Source organism: Daejeonella oryzae DSM 19973 (assembly GCF_000422945.1).
GTDB lineage: Bacteria > Bacteroidota > Bacteroidia > Sphingobacteriales > Sphingobacteriaceae > Daejeonella > Daejeonella oryzae.
Genome location: NZ_AUHA01000002.1, coordinates 116356 through 133353, shown reverse-complemented (window position 1 = coordinate 133353; position 16998 = coordinate 116356). Strand labels below are relative to the sequence as shown.

The following is a 16998-nucleotide window of genomic DNA, read 5'->3' as shown; positions in this document are numbered from 1 at the left end:
TTTACTCATCTTTCAAAGAACACTTGAAAACCTGTGTTTGTAGCCAATCAGCAGGCCACCAGGGACCAATCCAGCTCATCACAGCAAAATCGTTGGAGTAATTCTCTTCTTTATCATAGTGCAAGCCTTGCTTTCTTACGAATTCGAGAAATTGATCTATCTCTGATATTTTTAAAAACCTTGCACTTGCTAAGTGTTCATCCTCCAGATATGAGTGATTTGGTATGCTTAGCTTGAACTGCTCAACTCCTCCAGGGTATTTAAATTCTAATACCATTTTAGGGATTATAAGGCTGTAGAATTCGAAGTATATCATTTTATAAATAGGTTTTAATGTGAAAGGCTTACCTTTTGGTAAGCCTTATTATTATAGTGTTACGTTCTCCACAACTTCAATCGAAATGAAGTCATTCTCTCCATTTGCCAGTCTATTTATAAAGAAAGACTGAACTCTTGATTGCTCTGGGCTTATTCTTACAGAATCTTCAATGTTAACTTTAGTTGATTCAAACGCAGTATGTTTCATAACCTGTCTGATAGCCCGGTTGTAAAGTCGAAGTCCAAATTTGGCTAGCGCTTCTTCATCATAAGTGAAATAAATCATTCTGTATCCTGCTCTGTTGGTAGCCAGAGTTATATTATAAAAGAAACAGACAAACTCACTTATCAGGTTGGTTTCTTTCCCAGATTTGGAATGTTGAACTAGAATTGCAGTTCGGTACTTTTTACTTTCAAAGGGTAGGAGTAAGGATTTGGAAGATTGGATAATAAGTTGATAAGCCTTGTCAACTTCCTTGTTTCTGGCTTTGAGGTCTTGGGTGAGCTGAATCCGCTCATCTTGGATTTTTACAGTCATTTAAATTGTTTTTAAAGGGTTTATAAAAGTGTGAGGCAATAAAAAAAGGGCCTTAACGGCCCTCAAATTCTTCAATGATGTTACTTTAGTAGTTAGTTATGGATTTTGTGAAATAAGTGGTAAGTTGTAAATGAGTAGGTTAAAGCAGCAAAACGAGGAGTTTTAGCTTTTAAATAGTCAGGGAAACAGTTGGGAAATATTGCTTTCAGATTTGGCAAGGCATCGGTTATAGATGAGATAAAGCGATTGTACCTACTTTTTAAAAGCTTACACTTTTGTAGAAATCTAGGCTCTCTTCTCGTGGAAAGCGCACATTAGAATCTTATTCCATCGACAATAAGATGGGGGCTGAAATTCATGACTAGGCCTGTGAGCATAGAATGCAAAAAATTTTATATAATTTTTTTTACAGTTGGTTTATTAGCATAAGCTTTTAAATAGTAAACCCATAAAACAACAAAAGCAGACCTTTCAGAATTTTCATTCTTACTTAATCTGCTTTTTTAGGACACTGTTTTGTATGAGGGTATATAAATACCCTTTTCTGATTTTAGTGTCCTTTAAACCCTTTAACTTCTTCGGCTAGTTATTAACCTATAAAACTCAAACGCTCTAACTCTTCACTAATAAGTCCCATCAAAAAATCTGGTAATGTAGTACCATTGACTAAATGCCAGCCATTATTAATTTTAACATAATCTGCATCCTTCCGAAACCAGTATGTAATCCCTTTAGAATGCATGATGTAGATTCCGTTAAAATTTCGATTTACTTCTCGCTGGTATATTTTACCGTCATGTTTTAATGTAATTATTGGCATAAAAAGGATTTATTTGAGCTATAAAATCTATAAAATCTTCCAGGAAGATGAATTCAAAAATAACATTAATAATGCTAATAATATTAGTAATTTGAATTATTAGGATATCAAACTTTATTCTTTAAATGAGCTTCGTCAAACAATCTTGCTATTCCTTAAAAATTCACTTATGTCATAATCCCCTAGGAATTGCGGGCTTTTTTCGGTATATTTATAATACTAAAAAAATAAGGTTATCCCAATAACCCAATTAGATCATCTATCATAGGCGCTTTCTTCGTTCCTTTCAAGATCAGCCATTTTAATTAATAATTCTTACAATTTAATGAACTCCAATGCACGCTTTGTTATAAAGCCAAATTTTAAAAACCTTTCTGAGTACAAATTAAAGTACACAGATATTCTTACCTACATCACAATTAGATCATTTTACAATTCAAAAGATGAATACTGCTATCCAAGTTATAATACCATTGCCAATCTTGCCCAACTATCAAAAAAGTTTTTGGGTGAGTCAATAAAACGATTAGATAAAGCTGGATTTTTAGATGTATGGAAAATTGGGACTGTTCGTGTTAGACATTCATATATGTTTAGTGAAGTGGTAGCTTACCAGAAGGTGCCTTATCAGATATTTCATTCGAATGATTTAACGGCTAATGAAAAAAGCATGTTATTATTACTGAGGGAATACTGTAATTCAGAATTGGATTGTTGTGAATCTATATCAGAAATAGCATCTGTCTCAGGGCTTACTTACAGAACGATTCACAAGCAGTTTAGCTCGCTTGTTTTAAAAGGGTATATATCTGATCAGATTATTGAAGATGCATCAACTAAGAGCTTGTGTAAGGTTTTTAAGTTTACTGATAAGCTCAATTGGAAATATACGATGACTTCTTCATCCTATCTTATAAAAGCTAAAGCTTCTGAAACACAATCTAAAAGTTTGGCAATTGTTTCTATGGCTATCCAGATATTTAAAAATATGGATCACAGTTCCAGAGAATAAGCCTTCCTATTTTTTTCTGTAGGCTACTCTAACTATTTATATAAAGAAGCTAATTTTTCATTACAGTTTCACCGCTAATAACTGCCGTATTGACTATATAGTTAGAGTCTTCTGTGGAAAATATTCGATGATTTATAACTTTTTCCTCACTCGAGATTAACTCAATTATGAATAAAAAAACCAAAAGGTTCACCAAATCTGGTGAAGCTTAAATGATTATGTATAAGCAAGAATGGAATCGTGGACGATATGTTCTAATTCCACATGTTAATAATTTAAAAAAGCAGGGCTTGGAGTATAAAGATATTCTAACCTATGTGACGATAAGATCCTTTAAGAACTCAGATAATAAATTATGTTTTCCAAGTCATGAGACTATTGGAAAAAAAGCAGGTATGTCAAAAACGTATGTAATCAATTCCATTGGGAGGTTGGAATCAGCTGGCTTAGTAACAGTTGAAAGATCACGTAAACTTAAAGTTTCAAATAAATACTATTTTGCGGAGGTTGCTTCTCCTTGCAAGATTCCGCTTGAATTTTTTGAGGTAGAAGATTTAACAGCAAATCAAAAAGGGATGCTGCTTTGCTTAAGGCAATTCTTTCAATGTACTTCGCTTAGCCATGGGTCTGATACTAAAAGGCTTGCTAATGTTCTTGGTTTAAGTTATCAGCAGGTTTATAAACAATATGTGGCACTTGTTTCAAAGGGTTTCATTATTGAAACTGTTAAGTCTTTGAGGCCTATTTGTGATAAAACCTATACTGTTAGATCTTTAAATCAGGATCGGATAAATTGGAATTTTAATGTCGAGGAAAAGCCTTCACCTACTCTTCATTTATTTGTAGGATAATCCGGAACAATGTCCTTTTCCAATTCTAAAAGGTAACATTTATTTGATAGAGATGCAGGTGCACAATTTTAAAATAAGTGTATTAAACTTAACCATATGTTATAAAATTGTGCACTTTCTACCTTCGTTTGTATTCATTTTTTAAATTGTATCTAATGTCGATTAGGAGCAGGCCGGTAATAGACTTGTGTTTTGTCCCCATGTTGCGATATTTCGTTTCAAAAAAAGCGCTAATATCCGATCCTTTAGCATTATCCAGAATCCCTAATGAATCATATAGAGATTGCATTGTCTTTTTAATGTAGTCCCGTGAATAGGAGCGTCCTACCTGGAAATTTAGAAGTACCAGATCAATAAGCGGCATAAAGTTTTTTCTTTCATCCCGGTCTAGCAATATAATCTGTGTCATGATTGCTTTTTTACGAAAACCTATTTCCTTTAATTTTTCGAACCCTAGTCTTCTAAAAGCTGAAACAATTATTGGAAAGATTTGATCAAGGCCTTGCACATAATTAATATAAGCGTTAGTACCTTTGATTAATTCTAGCTCTTCAAGGGCCTCTGATAACATTAAATTATTTTTGGTTGAGTATTTTCCCGGGAATTGCTTCAGATGAATTAGTTGATCTTTCTCGTAGATTTCCCTGTCAAATGATAGATTGTACAAACCCGAATTTCTATAGGCAGCAAACAGCTTGTAAAACTCACTATAATATGTTTGGACTCTGTTGTGATCTCGGTAATTATCCTCTTTAAAAGAAGAATAGATACCATTTTGATCTAAAAAGGTTGAATGTGGGAAAATTCTGGATATATATTCAGAATAAAAATCTTCGATTTCTGGATCAACTAGTAGTTCTTTCATATTAAGAACTGCTTCATAGAAAATCTTAGAAGCGTCAATCTGCTTTTGAAATCGTTCTTCACTTAGGGTTGTAGTAAGCTTGGTGTAATCGTATATATGGACAATTTCCTTGTACATATTATTGCGGAATCGTCCTATAATCTGAAGAACGTCAGTATATGGGTCTACTTTAGAATATTCTGCATTACAGGCATCGGTAAGGATTATAATATTGGGTTTAAAACATAGATCAATGTCCAGACCCGAATAAAAGCTACTTGTAAAAAAGTTGTATTTAGTTAATAAGCCAGCATCTGCTTTTTTAAATTCATCCGAGCATTTATATTTTATCGGCTCCAATTTCAAAAGCTTGCAACTTTCTGAGGAACAAAATATTCTGGAATCCTCCAAAATTTTAAGGTCGGAAATAAGGCTTTTGATTCCCTTGATTGAATTAAAGAAGATACAATAGGTATCCACCGGATTATTTTTAATATAGTCTATTAGGCCATTCGTTAATCCATTGACGTTAAACACTTTCAGATCTTTTTTATAAGGGTGAACCGGCTTTAGTTGATTCCCTTTCACGCTTCTTAAAGGGTTACTAATTAATTCTTCCCTGAACCATTTTATATCTTTTGTAAGAGCGTGAACTGGATTTAGACGTACATGACGGAACTCTTGAATCTTGAAACGGGAATCACTTAATGGGATTACAGTAGCTGACACCATTGCTTTCTTTTGAAATTGGAAGAAGTCCTCTATTGGTGGTATCATGTCATCCCTATAGCCAGTATCTTTGACCCATTTATGGCACTCATCTACTAATAAAAAGTATTGTGAGTATAAATCTTCATTGCTAATCTTTTCACTGATTTGATTTATAGCGAATTTTATTTTATCTAATCCTCGGGGTGTAGTTAAGAATTTTTTATGCTTTACGTCAGATAATAAATAATTAACAATGTCCTTATATTTAGTCTCTTGGCCATCTCCATAAACTGCAAAGGTGTTGTATTTTTTTCCCCACTTGCTCTGTTTGTTTTTTATAATACTGAGGTGAGGAAGCATGATTATGGAATTTCTTTTCGATAAAATTTCTGAAAATGTTGCGCCTATCCCGGTTTTAGTTTTATATATAATGGTGTTAGTTGGTATTTCTTCAAATCCTGGGATTTCATTGAACCACTTATTATTTGGCACATTCACAACCTGATCGAATTCTAATTTTAAGGACATTGTTTTTTATATTAAAAGTGAAAATATCTATTTGTACGTGAGTAATTTAAAACTTCGGATCATATTGATTTTCATCCTCTCCTGTATATTGTTCATCATTGTCCTCATTGAAGTTAAGATTGTTATATTCATCCTCCTGTTGCTCAATAATATCTTGACCAATAGCCATATTTTCTGCATCGCAAAAAACAATAAGTGAGGTATTTTGATCGAATAAATCCAAGAAACTTGGGATTGAAAATTCTACAGGCGAGTTGTCGATTATCCATTGACACTTTACTATAGGCCAAACCTTACCTCTATACTCAAGTTCTGAGCAATAGGTGTTTGTTACCTGAACAATTCGATCAATTAAGGCTTCCGGATTAAAATTAGCTGGTTCTGGTGCCGTTTCCTTTAGAGAGGTAAGCTGAATAATTACTTCTGCCCCTTTGTTAAACTTGTCACTTAGGTTTTCTTTCCAGAGTGCTTTAGCCTTAGGAATATTCACGTATTTAGCGTCTTCAAATATTTCTTGGATAAAATAGAATCCTACTCTTGGAGTGATTTTGCTTCCTGTCTTTGGTTGTAGTTCATTGTACCGTGAAATGATGTTACTAATCGAATTTTTCATTTTCTTTGTTTTAATCATAAGCTTAATTGCTGATGACAAAACAAAGGTGCAGAGAACAAGAAAGGCAGGGGGAAAATGTAGAAGAGGTTTTTAAAGTAATTATTTTTCCTTGAATATCAGACTGTTATCATTTTATTTATATGCTGATTAAGTATACTTCGCATATAATCTTTTGGATCAGAGGATATGTTATCTGAGGAGAGCATTTTAAATAAGCTGCATATTTCGAAAAAGAGATTGACTTGAGCATCTGAAAATCTTGAACCTTCACTGGCTTTTAAAACTGTTTCAGCATTTATAAATCGGTATAATGAGAGACAAAACAATGCCACAGCATTGTTGAAATCAACTTTTGGATTTTTGGGTTTATGTTTACTTAGAGCTTCAAATTCATTAGGCGTCAAACCTTTTAAGGTATTGAGTGCAAAATCGCCAAAAACTAATGGAAAATTAGCTTGCTCTACGGCTTCTAAAATCACTTGCTTAATCCAGTTAGACAAATGTTTATCATCCAATTTAGCCTTTTTGCTACCATTTTTAAAGGATATATCAATCGTTTTATCATTACTTATGGTCTGTAAGAAGTGAACTACTTTGGCTAATTGAACAGCTCTCTTTTCAGAATCATAGTATTGATGCCATGATGCGTAGACATCCCAATATTTTTCATAAAGGTATAAGCTTATATATAGTAGGTTCTCGTAATGTGTGGCAAGGTTATATTTATTGAGGATAGCAGTGAAATCCTTTAAAAACTCATCTTTTTCTTCTTCAGTTTGGTCTAGGGCTATATGGGAGTCATAACGGGAGCCACTGCTCTTAAAATCTGCAATGAGATTATAATATTCCTCAGAGTCAGTATTTGTAAAATAATATTTTCTTATAATATCGAAATCGGGGTTTACTGTAAAAGCAGCTGACATGTTTATCTATTTAAAAGCTAAAGATGATATAAAAAAGGCAGTCCCATATATAAGAACTGCCTTTCAGGTTTAGGACAAAAATAATATTAACCTCTTAATAATGATTTTTTGAAGAATTTATGTCCTAGTTTAAGGAAGATAAAAAATCTTATTTGTGGAATTCCTAGTCTATTCCAGACTTGAAGATACTTTTTCATTCGCTTCATCGACAACGACTTTATCAAACTTATCCAGGTAAACATTAGTTATTGCGTTCCCATATTCATGTCCGAGTGCTTCTGCTATTACCTCATTACTATAACCCATTTTTTTGGCGGTGGTTGCCCAAGAATGCCTGACAGTGTATGAAGTGATCTCACCATCATATTCTATCATTTCAGCTAGCTTTTTTATGTACTTATTGATTAGTTTGGTCCTGCTTTTAACTATTCGCATTAAATTCTCTTCATTCTTTGGCTGATAGTTAATAATAGGTAAGATATATTCTCCTGAAGTTTTGTCTGAATTTAGATAGAGTTTTAATATTACAGCAGCTTGGGGTACAATCTTTATATCATACCACTTCCCGGTCTTTTTCCTCTTGTACTCAATTCTGCCTTCGTGGTAATTTTTCTTAATAAGAAGAGCTAAGTCAATTACTGAGATTCCAATAAGGTAGAAGGAAAGCAAAAACCAGTTTCTAACATGCCAGATGGTGGAGTCTTCTACAAGGCTTAAATTCTTTATCTGCTTGATTAGTTCTTTGTCGATAGCTCTCTTGCGAGTCCTTTCAGGTCTTAATTTGAAGTCATCAAAGGGATATAAAGCTTTATCTACAAGCTTTTGCTTAATCGCCTTATTGTAGAAGATTCTGATGGTTCTTATATATAAGTAAATTGAATTTGGCTTAATTTCTCTCTTTAATAGATGCTTCTGATAATCCTCCAGAAACAAATAATCTATCTGTTCAAACAGAATCTCGTTAGGATGATAACCCTTTAAGGCATTTACTGTAGATTCGTAAACCCAGGCATTTCCAATCTTATTAGATAGTTTCAGATCCTTTATCAGTTCCTCAGCAAATTGGAAAACAGTTTTTTTCGTTTTTAATATCTCTACCTCCGTTTGAACAAAAGCTATAGTTGCCTTAGGTTTAAAATAGCTTATCACTTTTTCTTCATCAGCCAATAAAAGCTCTGACTGAATGTCTGCAAATTGCTTTTTAAGCGATTGATTTAAAAGCTTAAAATTCGGATGATTCCTTTTGATTTCCTTCTTATCCTCATCCCAACAGGATTCATTGATGGAAATCTTTGTGCTCCTGGTAGTTGTTTTTCTTTTGAAGCAGATTTGAAAGTAAAGAGGAAATGAACCATCCCTCTTGGGCTTTCTTTTTTCTAAAATAATCTTAATTGATACCACATCATTGAAATTGTGGTCAGACTGCGGTGTTTTTGACGTGCTTTTGACGTGCAATTAATTGCAGAATTTGTAAAAAGCGAGATGATTATTTGCATTAAGAAATAAAAATGATGATTATTGCACCTCTCAAACGGGGGATTAGCTCAGCTGGCTAGAGCGCTTGCATGGCATGCAAGAGGTCACCGGTTCGACTCCGGTATTCTCCACCAAAGCCACCCTTGGGTGGCTTTTTTTGTTTCTTTATTAATCAGATGATTTCCGTTTAGTGAAATGGATTTACTTATCCAAATAAATCCGAACTCAGATACCTATCCCCGCGATCGCAAGCAATAAATACGATTAATCCAGATTCCAGTTCTGAAGCTAAACGAAACGCTGCCGAAGCGGCACCTCCGCTGCTCATGCCTGCAAAAATCCCTTCTACTTTTGCAAGTTTGCGGGTCATGGCGGTTGCTTCTTGCTGCGATACATCTATAATGCGATCCACACGGCTCGGATCGAAAATTTTGGGAAGGTATTCCGCCGGCCAGCGCCTGATGCCGGGAATTGAGGATTCTTCTGTGGGCTGACATCCCACAATCTGAATAGCCGGATTTTGCTCCTTTAAATACATTGACGAACCCATGATAGTTCCCGTAGTACCCATCGAACTCACAAAATGAGTGATCAAGTGATCGGTATCCTTCCACATTTCCGGTCCGGTGGTTTTATAATGAGCTTTATAATTGTCGGGGTTGGAGAACTGGTTCAAAATAAAGTACTCTCCCGTAGCGGCTTTATCTTCAGCGTAATCCCGACAGATTTCTATACTATCCAGCAAAGTTACTTTGGCGCCGAAGGCTTCCATTGCCAGGGTTCTTTCGCGGGTAGAGCTAGAGGGCATAATCAGTTCGATCTCCAGGTTGTACAAACGGGCAATCATGGCCAGTGCAATTCCGGTGTTTCCGCTGGTGGCTTCAATCAGTTTAATTCCCGGCTTGATTTCACCCCGTTCAATAGCACTGCGAATCATACTGAGCGCAGCACGGTCTTTCACGCTGCCGCCGGGATTATTGCCTTCCAGCTTCGCGAATATTTTCACTTCTGGATTGGGATTTAACTTTTGGATTTCCACCATCGGTGTATTCCCAACCAGATCTATAATACTTGCCATAAGATTAAATTAATCGATGATTTTTGATTTAATTACTTTTATTGAAGGCATATGATATACCGTTGAATGAGGTTGAACGCTTTTAGTTAACCACACATTTCCTCCGATTAAACTATGGTGGCCGATAACTGTTTCGCCTCCAAGAATGGTAGCGCCTGAATAAATGATCACATGATCTTCTACTGTTGGATGCCGCTTGATATTCGCCATTGTTTTATTCACGCTTAAAGCGCCGAGAGTTACACCCTGGTAAAGCTTTACATGTTTTCCAATTTCGGTGGTTTCACCAATAACTATCCCGGTTCCATGATCGATGTATAAAGATTCATCAATTTTAGCTCCCGGATGAATGTCTATGCCTGTTTTTGAATGCGCAAACTCCGTAAGCAACCGGGGTAAAAGGGGCACATCCAACTGAAGTAATAAATGAGCGAGCCGGTAAAAAGAAATCGCCAGAAAACCCGGATAAGTTCTGATCACTTCAAATTCGCTTTTTGCAGCCGGATCTCCTTCGAAAATTGCATTGATGTCGGTAGTTAATACACGGTAAAGTTCCGGGAGTCTTTCAAAAAAAGTTTCTGAAATTAAATGATTATTGCAATCCTGACAGGCTGTTGTAGCGTTCAAAATGCTGGTCAATTCGTTTTCTTTATCGGCAAATGCCCGCGTTACATCTTCAATTGAATTCAAAGTGCATTTAGCCTGCTCGGGAAACAGTAAACAGATAAGGTCTGAAGCCCAGCGGGATATAGTTTCATTCGATGGAACTGCCTGGAACTGTTTCTGCTTGCTGTAAATATGCTGTAAAAAAATTTTGTCCATGATGTATGAGTTTTTAAAGATACCTATATCTTTAAAAATTCCGGATTTTGAATTAAAATCTGAATTCAGCTGAACGTCATTTTAAAACTGCAGTCAGACTCAAAATCTTAAGCAAACTAATTCCTTGATTTACATTTTTATTAAACTTTGATTACAACTTGCATCATTTTTGTTACACTTTTAATTTATAAACTATTTGATGAAGAGTCTAAATTTTGATGTTCACTTTAAAGATCTTTTTGATAATACCAGCGACCTGATTCATTTTCTTGATATCGATAGCAAAATTTTAAAAGTTAATCCTGCCTGGTTAAATAATTTGCAATTCAGTGCAGAAGAAGTAATCGGGAAAAGTATTTATGAATTTATTGATCCGAAATCTCATGAGATCTATAAAAATTACCGTTCAAGTGTTATAGCCACAAATAAGCTGGAAGATATCAGTTTTGAATTAAGAACGAAAGACGGACAAAAAATTCTTGCAGAAGGTCAGATCGGCTGCGTTTATGACGTTCAGGAACCGGTTTATACCCGGGGTGTTTTCAAAAATATCACTTCAAAAAGGGTAGCTGAATTAAATTTGGAAAAGAATCAGCGGCGTTTAAATACATTTTTAAAAAGCGCACCATCTGCTGTAGTAATCATTGATCAAAATCAAACAGTACTTGAATGGAACCCAAAAGCAGAGGAGATATTTGGGTTTAAAACAGAAGATGTGCTAAATCGGCCTCTTGGGGATATTATCATTCCGCCTCAATTTAGGGAAGCTCATGCTATGGGTATGGCCCATTTTTTAAAAACCGGAGAGGGGCCGGTCTTAAATCGAACCATTGAAATTGAAGCTTTGCACCAGAAAGGCCACGTTTTTCCGGTTAACCTGAGTATCTCAAATGTAAAAGTTGATGATGATTGGCTTTTTATTGCGTTTATATCAGATATAACAGAGCATAAATTATTGCAACAGGAGATCATCAGGCAGCAAGCGGCCTTAATGCAGTCAAAAATCCTCGACGAAAAGAAAGATGAGTTTTTGAGTATGGCAAGCCATGAGCTTAAAACTCCGCTAACCAGCTTAAAGGCATATATTCAGTTGCTGGAAAAAAGTGTGGTTTCGGGCAATGCTCTGCCGGTTCAATTTCTGGGGAAAGCATCTCATTATATTCGTCGCCTTGAGAATTTAATTGCTGATCTGTTGGATGTTTCAAAAATTAAGGCTGATAAAATGATTTACAATTTCGAGGAATTTTCATTTAGTGAATTATTATCCGAATGTGTAGAAAGTGTACAGCACGCAACAGAATCCCACCGCATTGAAATTGAAGAATCGGCTGAGGTTAATTGCTTTGGGGATAAAATGCGCATCGAACAGGTTATCCACAATATTCTAACGAATGCTGTTAAATATTCGCCAGATGCTGATCTGGTAATATTAAAAAGTAAGATTATTGAAAACAGGCTGCTTGTTTCTATTACGGATTTTGGGATAGGTATTGATAACAAAAATTTAAACAATCTCTTTAAAAGGTTTTACAGAGTTGAAAACAGCGATATGAAGTTTCAAGGTTTAGGTATCGGTTTATTTATCTCAAGTGAAATTTTGGATCGTCATCAGGGAGAGATCTGGGTTGAAAGCGAACCGGGACAAGGATCTACATTTTTCTTTTCATTACCTGTACGGGGTAATTAATCGAATGAAGTATTTAAGGTTGTTGCTTCCCACTCAGACAGATTTTGCTCTATAGATTTAAGCTTTTCGCGGATACCATCTAAAGCGGGTTTGCCTAAAACCAATCTTAATGGAGGATTGTCGCTTTTTATAGCTTTTATAATCGCTTTTGCACCTTTAACCGGATTGCCCGGCTGGGTGCCGCTGTAGTTATTTATCATCCGGATTCGTTCGCCAGCAGTAGAATCGTATTCATTTATAATCTTTTGAGATCGAACAGCGGATGAGCCTGCCCAATCTGTACGGAATGGTCCCGGCTCTACAATCATAACACGGATATTCATTTCTGCAGTTTCAAGCGCCAGAGCTTCGCTAAATCCTTCCAAAGCAAATTTGCTGGCATTATACATTCCCAAACCGGGATTTGAACGGATACCGGCCATAGATGAAATCTGAATAATCGACCCTGATTCCTGATTTCGCATAATGGGCAATACCAGTTGTGTTAATGCCAGAACACTGAAAAAATTTGTTTCCATTTGCTGACGGGCTTCTTCTATCGAAACTTCTTCAATTGCGCCAAAAAGGCCGTAACCGGCGTTATTGACCAATATATCAATTCTGCCAAACTGGTCACGTACATGGGTGATCAATTGATCGGCCCGAGAATGATCATTTACATCCAGCTCCAGTCCGAAGGTTTTACCACTAACTAACTGGTTGAATTCTTCAACCTGCTCAGGTTTTCTTAAGGTGCCGAAAACTATATCGCCGCTTTCTGCAGCTTCTCTGGCTAAAGCACGGCCCAATCCGCCGGAAACGCCTGTTATAAACCAGATTTTTGAGGGAATAATCATACTAGTAATTTGAAATTATCGGGATACCTTTTCAGGATTTACATGAACCGGCTTTTAAGTTACCCGGCATTTACATTTATAAATTTAAAAAATCTTCTGTATGAACTTTAGGAATATCAAGAGATTAATTATCCTCCATAAGGCAAAAAAAAACCGCTCAATTAATTGAACGGTTTTTTAAAGAAATCTATTATTAATTATTTTGAAAGCTTAGCTTTTAAATTTTCATCAATTGCTGCTAAAAATTCCTCCGTGTATAAGTAATGCTCTCCATGTGCTACTTTATTTCCATGGATATTCACCGCAAGATCTTTAGTCATTTTTCCGCTTTCTACGGTTTCAACACAAACCTGCTCTAACGTCTTACAGAAATTAACTAATTCCTGGTTGTCGTCCAGCATTCCGCGGAATTCCAAACCGCGGGTCCATGCAAAAATAGAGGCAATCGGATTGGTAGAAGTTGGCTTTCCGGCCTGGTGATCACGGTAGTGACGGGTTACAGTTCCGTGAGCAGCTTCTGCTTCCATTGTTTTTCCATCCGGAGTTACCAATGTAGAAGTCATTAATCCCAATGAACCAAAACCTTGGGCCACAGTATCAGATTGAACATCTCCGTCGTAGTTTTTACAGGCCCATACAAAATTACCATGCCATTTTAAAGCAGAAGCAACCATGTCGTCAATTAAACGGTGCTCGTAAGTTAAGCCGTTGGCCTCAAATTCCGATTTAAATTCTCCCTGGAAAATTTCTTCGAAAATATCTTTAAAACGACCGTCGTATTTTTTAAGGATCGTGTTTTTAGTTGAAAGGTATAAAGGCCATTTTTTTAATAAAGCCTGGTTAAAGCAAGCACGGGCAAAACCGCGGATACTTTCATCCGTGTTATACATAGCCAAAGCTACACCATCACCCTGAAAATTATAAACTTCATACGACTGAACTTCGCCGCCATCTTCAGGCGTGAAAGTGATGTTTAATTTACCTTTTCCTTTTGTTAAGAAATCTGTAGCCCGGTACTGATCGCCAAAAGCATGACGGCCAATGCAAATAGGAGCGGTCCAGTTTGGTACCAAACGCGGAACATTGCTCATTACAATAGGCTCGCGGAAAACTGTACCATCCAGAATGTTACGGATGGTTCCGTTCGGAGATTTCCACATCTGCTTTAAACCAAACTCTTCAACACGCTGCTCATCCGGAGTAATAGTTGCACATTTAATTCCAACGCCATATTGCTTGATAGCATTTGCTGCATCTATCGTTACCTGGTCATTCGTTTCATCGCGATATTCCATTCCCAGATCATAATATTTAATATCCAGGTCCAGATAAGGAAATATCAGTTTGTCTTTTATAAATTTCCAGATAATCCGGGTCATTTCGTCCCCGTCTAGTTCGACAACAGGGTTAGCTACTTTAATTTTTTCTATTGACATATGGCGTTTTTCTTATTAACACATTTATGAGAGCCCGCAAAGATATAAATTTTTGATTTTAAGACCGACAGTAAATAGAACAGGTATTTTCCAAACTAAGTTATTTACTGAAAACTAAAAGTTACTTCCGGTAGTTTTAAATATGCAGATGTTCATTTAAATTTTAATTATGAAAACGAATAACAATTCGCCGAAACAGAATTCCCAGGAAGATAAAAATGAAATTCCCTCAATTGATTCCAAAGAAGGAGCTAAGCATAACTTGTCCTACAATAAATCTGAAGGAAGTTTTGAATTTGATGTAAAAGGAGAAGATGGAGAATATAACCATCCTGATCCATACAATACCGCTGTAAAAAATGGCGGCGATGCGGATTCTGATTACGATACCGCCAATCCAACCGCGATGGAGGAGTACGATACCGATATTTCTGTTGAATCTACATTTGAAGATTTAGGAATGCATATAGACAACGGTAAAATTGTTGAATTAAGCGCCATCGATGCCGAACTTTCCCACACACCGGAAGATGACCGGGATGATCTGGATGAGGAAGGTTATCCTAAAAATGATATGGAAAAGAAAAAGAAATTTTAGTGATTATGATAAACATCCTTTTTGGGATGTTTATCATTTAATCAATATTCAGGTTAAAGCGTTTTCTTAATTCTTCGAGTTTAGGATTCTTCTCAATCATGTGTTCGTATTTTTCAGAAGAAGTATATAAGCGCTTTTTATCGGTTTGCTCAATCAAACGGGTTGAAATATCAATTTCGAAATTTTGAAGCTCCACCCTCAGAAAATTCAGCAGGTCAATTTTTTCATGACTCAGCAGATTTTCCTGAATTTTATTTTCGATAGTTACTTCAATTTGGTGATTCTCCAATAATACCGGTGCATGGGAAGTCATCAAAGTAAAAATGTTGATTTTGTTGGCTTTTTTTATCCTTTCCGCATACTCGTTCCATAATTTAAGCATGCTTGCTTCTGTAAAAATATTTCTACTGTCGCCCGAAACATAGTCAATTTTATCTTCTTCTTTTTTAGAGTAACTGGCATTCAGATCATTCAGATTAGGAATGATAGACGCACCGGCCATCAAGCTTGGCTTAGAGATATTAATCTTCGGTTTTTCTGCGTGACTTGGATTTGCCGTATTGTTTTTTTCTGCCTCCGGCGATGGAACTGGCTCTGAAGCCGGAGCTGTTTTAGCAATATCTAAAGGCTTATCTGGAACAGGTACAGCAGTAATTTCCGGTTTGCTAATTTCCTCAGCGGGCTTTTGTTGCTGCTGAACTTTTGCCTGGTTTACTGGTGAATCAGGTTTTTTTTTTACTTCAACCTGAGTGGATGAAGATGAAATATTTAATGCTGATTTAATATGGCAGAGTTTGATCAGAGCCAGCTCAACCTGCAATCGCTGGTTTTTACTGGTTTTATAATTTAAATCGCATTGATTAGCGATGTTTAAACCAGAGATAAGAAAAGAGGCAGAGGTTGCTTGAGCCTGTTCCTGATATTTTTGCTTAATGCCTTCGCTAACCTCCAGTAATTTTAAAGTGATTGCATCTTTACCAACCAAAAGATTTCTTAAATGAGTAGCCAGGCCGGTAATAAAATGGTTGCCGTCAAATCCGTGAGTTAAAATCTCATCGAAAATTAGTAAGGTTTCCGACACGTTTTCTGCAAGCAGTGCATCGGTTAGCTTAAAATAATAATCATAATCCAGAATGTTCAGATTGTCAATTACCGCTTTGTAATTAACATTTCTGTTAGAAAAACTAACAATCTGGTCAAACATTGAAAGGGCATCACGTAAACCGCCATCTGCTTTTTGAGCGATCAGATGCAAGCCGTCTGAGTCATAATTGACGTTTTCTTTTTTTGCGATATCAGCCAGGTGATTGGCCATATCATCCACCTTAATCCTGTTAAAATCAAAGATCTGACAACGGGATAATATAGTGGGAAGAATTTTGTGCTTTTCGGTTGTGGCTAATATAAAAATGGCGTAAGATGGCGGTTCTTCCAATGTTTTCAGGAAGGCATTAAATGCCGACTGAGAAAGCATATGAACCTCATCAATAATATAGATTTTATATTTTCCCGCTTGCGGCGGAATGCGAACCTGTTCAATCAGACTTCGGATATCATCTACCGAATTGTTTGACGCCGCATCCAGTTCATGTATATTGAAGGAGTTACCGTTCTGAAATGAGCGGCATGAATCACAAATTCCGCAGGCTTCACTTTGTTCGGTTAAATTCTGGCAATTGATGGTTTTTGCAAGAATACGGGCACAGGTAGTTTTGCCCACACCTCGTGGTCCGCAGAATAAAAATGCCTGGGCAAGCTGATTATTCTTAATAGCATTTTTCAGCGTATTGGTAATATGTTGCTGACCAACAACCGTTTGAAAGGTTGCCGGTCGGTACTTACGTGCTGAAACTATAAAATTATCCATCGCCGCTAAAATAATAAGAAGATGTGAGATAATAGAAAGC

Annotated in this window: 16 protein-coding genes and 1 tRNA gene; 5 read left to right on the top strand and 12 right to left on the bottom strand. The window is 36.2% G+C overall.

Annotated features, from left to right (window positions below; all coding sequences use genetic code 11):
* Position 1: 1 nt before the first annotated feature.
* The 3 genes from G521_RS0100715 to G521_RS0100705 all read right to left on the bottom strand — a co-directional run bounded on the left by G521_RS0100715 (position 2) and on the right by G521_RS0100705 (position 1676).
* On the bottom strand, positions 2-277 hold the full coding sequence (locus G521_RS0100715; RefSeq protein ID WP_245580812.1) for a hypothetical protein: 276 nt from the start codon (positions 275-277) through the stop codon (positions 2-4).
* Between the two features lie 90 nt (positions 278-367).
* Positions 368-856, bottom strand: a complete 489-nt coding sequence (locus G521_RS0100710; RefSeq protein ID WP_026896793.1) for a hypothetical protein — start codon at positions 854-856, stop codon at positions 368-370.
* A 589-nt stretch (positions 857-1445) separates the two neighbouring features.
* On the bottom strand, positions 1446-1676 hold the full coding sequence (locus G521_RS0100705; protein ID WP_026896792.1) for a hypothetical protein: 231 nt from the start codon (positions 1674-1676) through the stop codon (positions 1446-1448).
* Positions 1677-2001: 325 nt separating this feature from the next.
* Between G521_RS0100705 and G521_RS0100700 the strand changes: the two genes are divergently transcribed.
* Together G521_RS0100700 and G521_RS0100695 are read left to right on the top strand one after the other, a co-directional pair.
* The gene (locus G521_RS0100700) at positions 2002-2688 is read left to right on the top strand and encodes a helix-turn-helix domain-containing protein (protein ID WP_026896791.1); all 687 of its coding nucleotides are present in this window, start codon (positions 2002-2004) and stop codon (positions 2686-2688) included.
* Positions 2689-2906: 218 nt separating this feature from the next.
* Positions 2907-3539, top strand: coding sequence for a helix-turn-helix domain-containing protein (locus G521_RS0100695; protein WP_026896790.1), 633 nt, complete (start codon positions 2907-2909; stop codon positions 3537-3539).
* A gap of 118 nt (positions 3540-3657) precedes the next feature.
* Here the strand turns inward: G521_RS0100695 and G521_RS0100690 are convergent, their stop codons facing one another.
* The 4 genes from G521_RS0100690 to G521_RS0100670 all read right to left on the bottom strand — a co-directional run bounded on the left by G521_RS0100690 (position 3658) and on the right by G521_RS0100670 (position 8559).
* Positions 3658-5622, bottom strand: coding sequence for a hypothetical protein (locus G521_RS0100690; protein WP_026896789.1), 1965 nt, complete (start codon positions 5620-5622; stop codon positions 3658-3660).
* Positions 5623-5668: 46 nt separating this feature from the next.
* On the bottom strand, positions 5669-6235 hold the full coding sequence (locus G521_RS0100685; RefSeq protein WP_155975626.1) for a hypothetical protein: 567 nt from the start codon (positions 6233-6235) through the stop codon (positions 5669-5671).
* A 116-nt stretch (positions 6236-6351) separates the two neighbouring features.
* A complete protein-coding gene (locus G521_RS0100675) occupies positions 6352-7158 on the bottom strand; it encodes a hypothetical protein (RefSeq protein ID WP_026896787.1) in 807 nt (268 codons plus the stop codon).
* 168 nt (positions 7159-7326) lie between these two features.
* Positions 7327-8559 carry a site-specific integrase gene (locus G521_RS0100670; protein ID WP_162141775.1) on the bottom strand — a complete coding sequence of 411 codons (1233 nt, stop codon included), beginning with the start codon at positions 8557-8559 and terminating at the stop codon, positions 7327-7329.
* A 132-nt stretch (positions 8560-8691) separates the two neighbouring features.
* Here G521_RS0100670 and G521_RS0100665 point away from each other — a divergent pair.
* Positions 8692-8768, top strand: a tRNA-Ala gene (locus G521_RS0100665).
* Between the two features lie 71 nt (positions 8769-8839).
* Here the strand turns inward: G521_RS0100665 and cysM are convergent.
* Positions 8840-9712, bottom strand: a complete 873-nt coding sequence (cysM, locus tag G521_RS0100660; RefSeq protein WP_026896785.1) for a cysteine synthase CysM — start codon at positions 9710-9712, stop codon at positions 8840-8842.
* A gap of 9 nt (positions 9713-9721) precedes the next feature.
* Positions 9722-10534: a serine O-acetyltransferase EpsC gene (epsC, locus tag G521_RS0100655; RefSeq protein WP_026896784.1), complete on the bottom strand. Its 813-nt coding sequence runs from the start codon at positions 10532-10534 to the stop codon at positions 9722-9724.
* A 199-nt stretch (positions 10535-10733) separates the two neighbouring features.
* Between epsC and G521_RS17585 the strand changes: the two genes are divergently transcribed.
* Positions 10734-12221 (top strand): sensor histidine kinase, encoded by a 1488-nt coding sequence (locus tag G521_RS17585; protein WP_051189335.1) that lies wholly within the window; start codon positions 10734-10736, stop codon positions 12219-12221.
* Here G521_RS17585 and G521_RS0100645 read toward each other — a convergent pair.
* Both G521_RS0100645 and G521_RS0100640 read right to left on the bottom strand, forming a co-directional pair.
* A complete protein-coding gene (locus G521_RS0100645) occupies positions 12218-13057 on the bottom strand; it encodes an oxidoreductase (RefSeq protein ID WP_026896783.1) in 840 nt (279 codons plus the stop codon). The two genes, G521_RS17585 and G521_RS0100645, sit on opposite strands and share 4 nt — an antisense overlap.
* 197 nt (positions 13058-13254) lie before the next feature.
* Positions 13255-14493, bottom strand: a complete 1239-nt coding sequence (locus G521_RS0100640) for an NADP-dependent isocitrate dehydrogenase (RefSeq protein ID WP_026896782.1) — start codon at positions 14491-14493, stop codon at positions 13255-13257.
* Positions 14494-14662: 169 nt separating this feature from the next.
* Here G521_RS0100640 and G521_RS0100635 point away from each other — a divergent pair, with 169 nt between their 5' ends.
* Positions 14663-15091, top strand: coding sequence for a hypothetical protein (locus G521_RS0100635; protein ID WP_026896781.1), 429 nt, complete (start codon positions 14663-14665; stop codon positions 15089-15091).
* A 37-nt stretch (positions 15092-15128) separates the two neighbouring features.
* Here the strand turns inward: G521_RS0100635 and G521_RS0100630 are convergent, their stop codons facing one another.
* Positions 15129-16958, bottom strand: coding sequence for a DNA polymerase III subunit gamma/tau (locus G521_RS0100630; protein ID WP_026896780.1), 1830 nt, complete (start codon positions 16956-16958; stop codon positions 15129-15131).
* Positions 16959-16998: the final 40 nt, after the last annotated feature.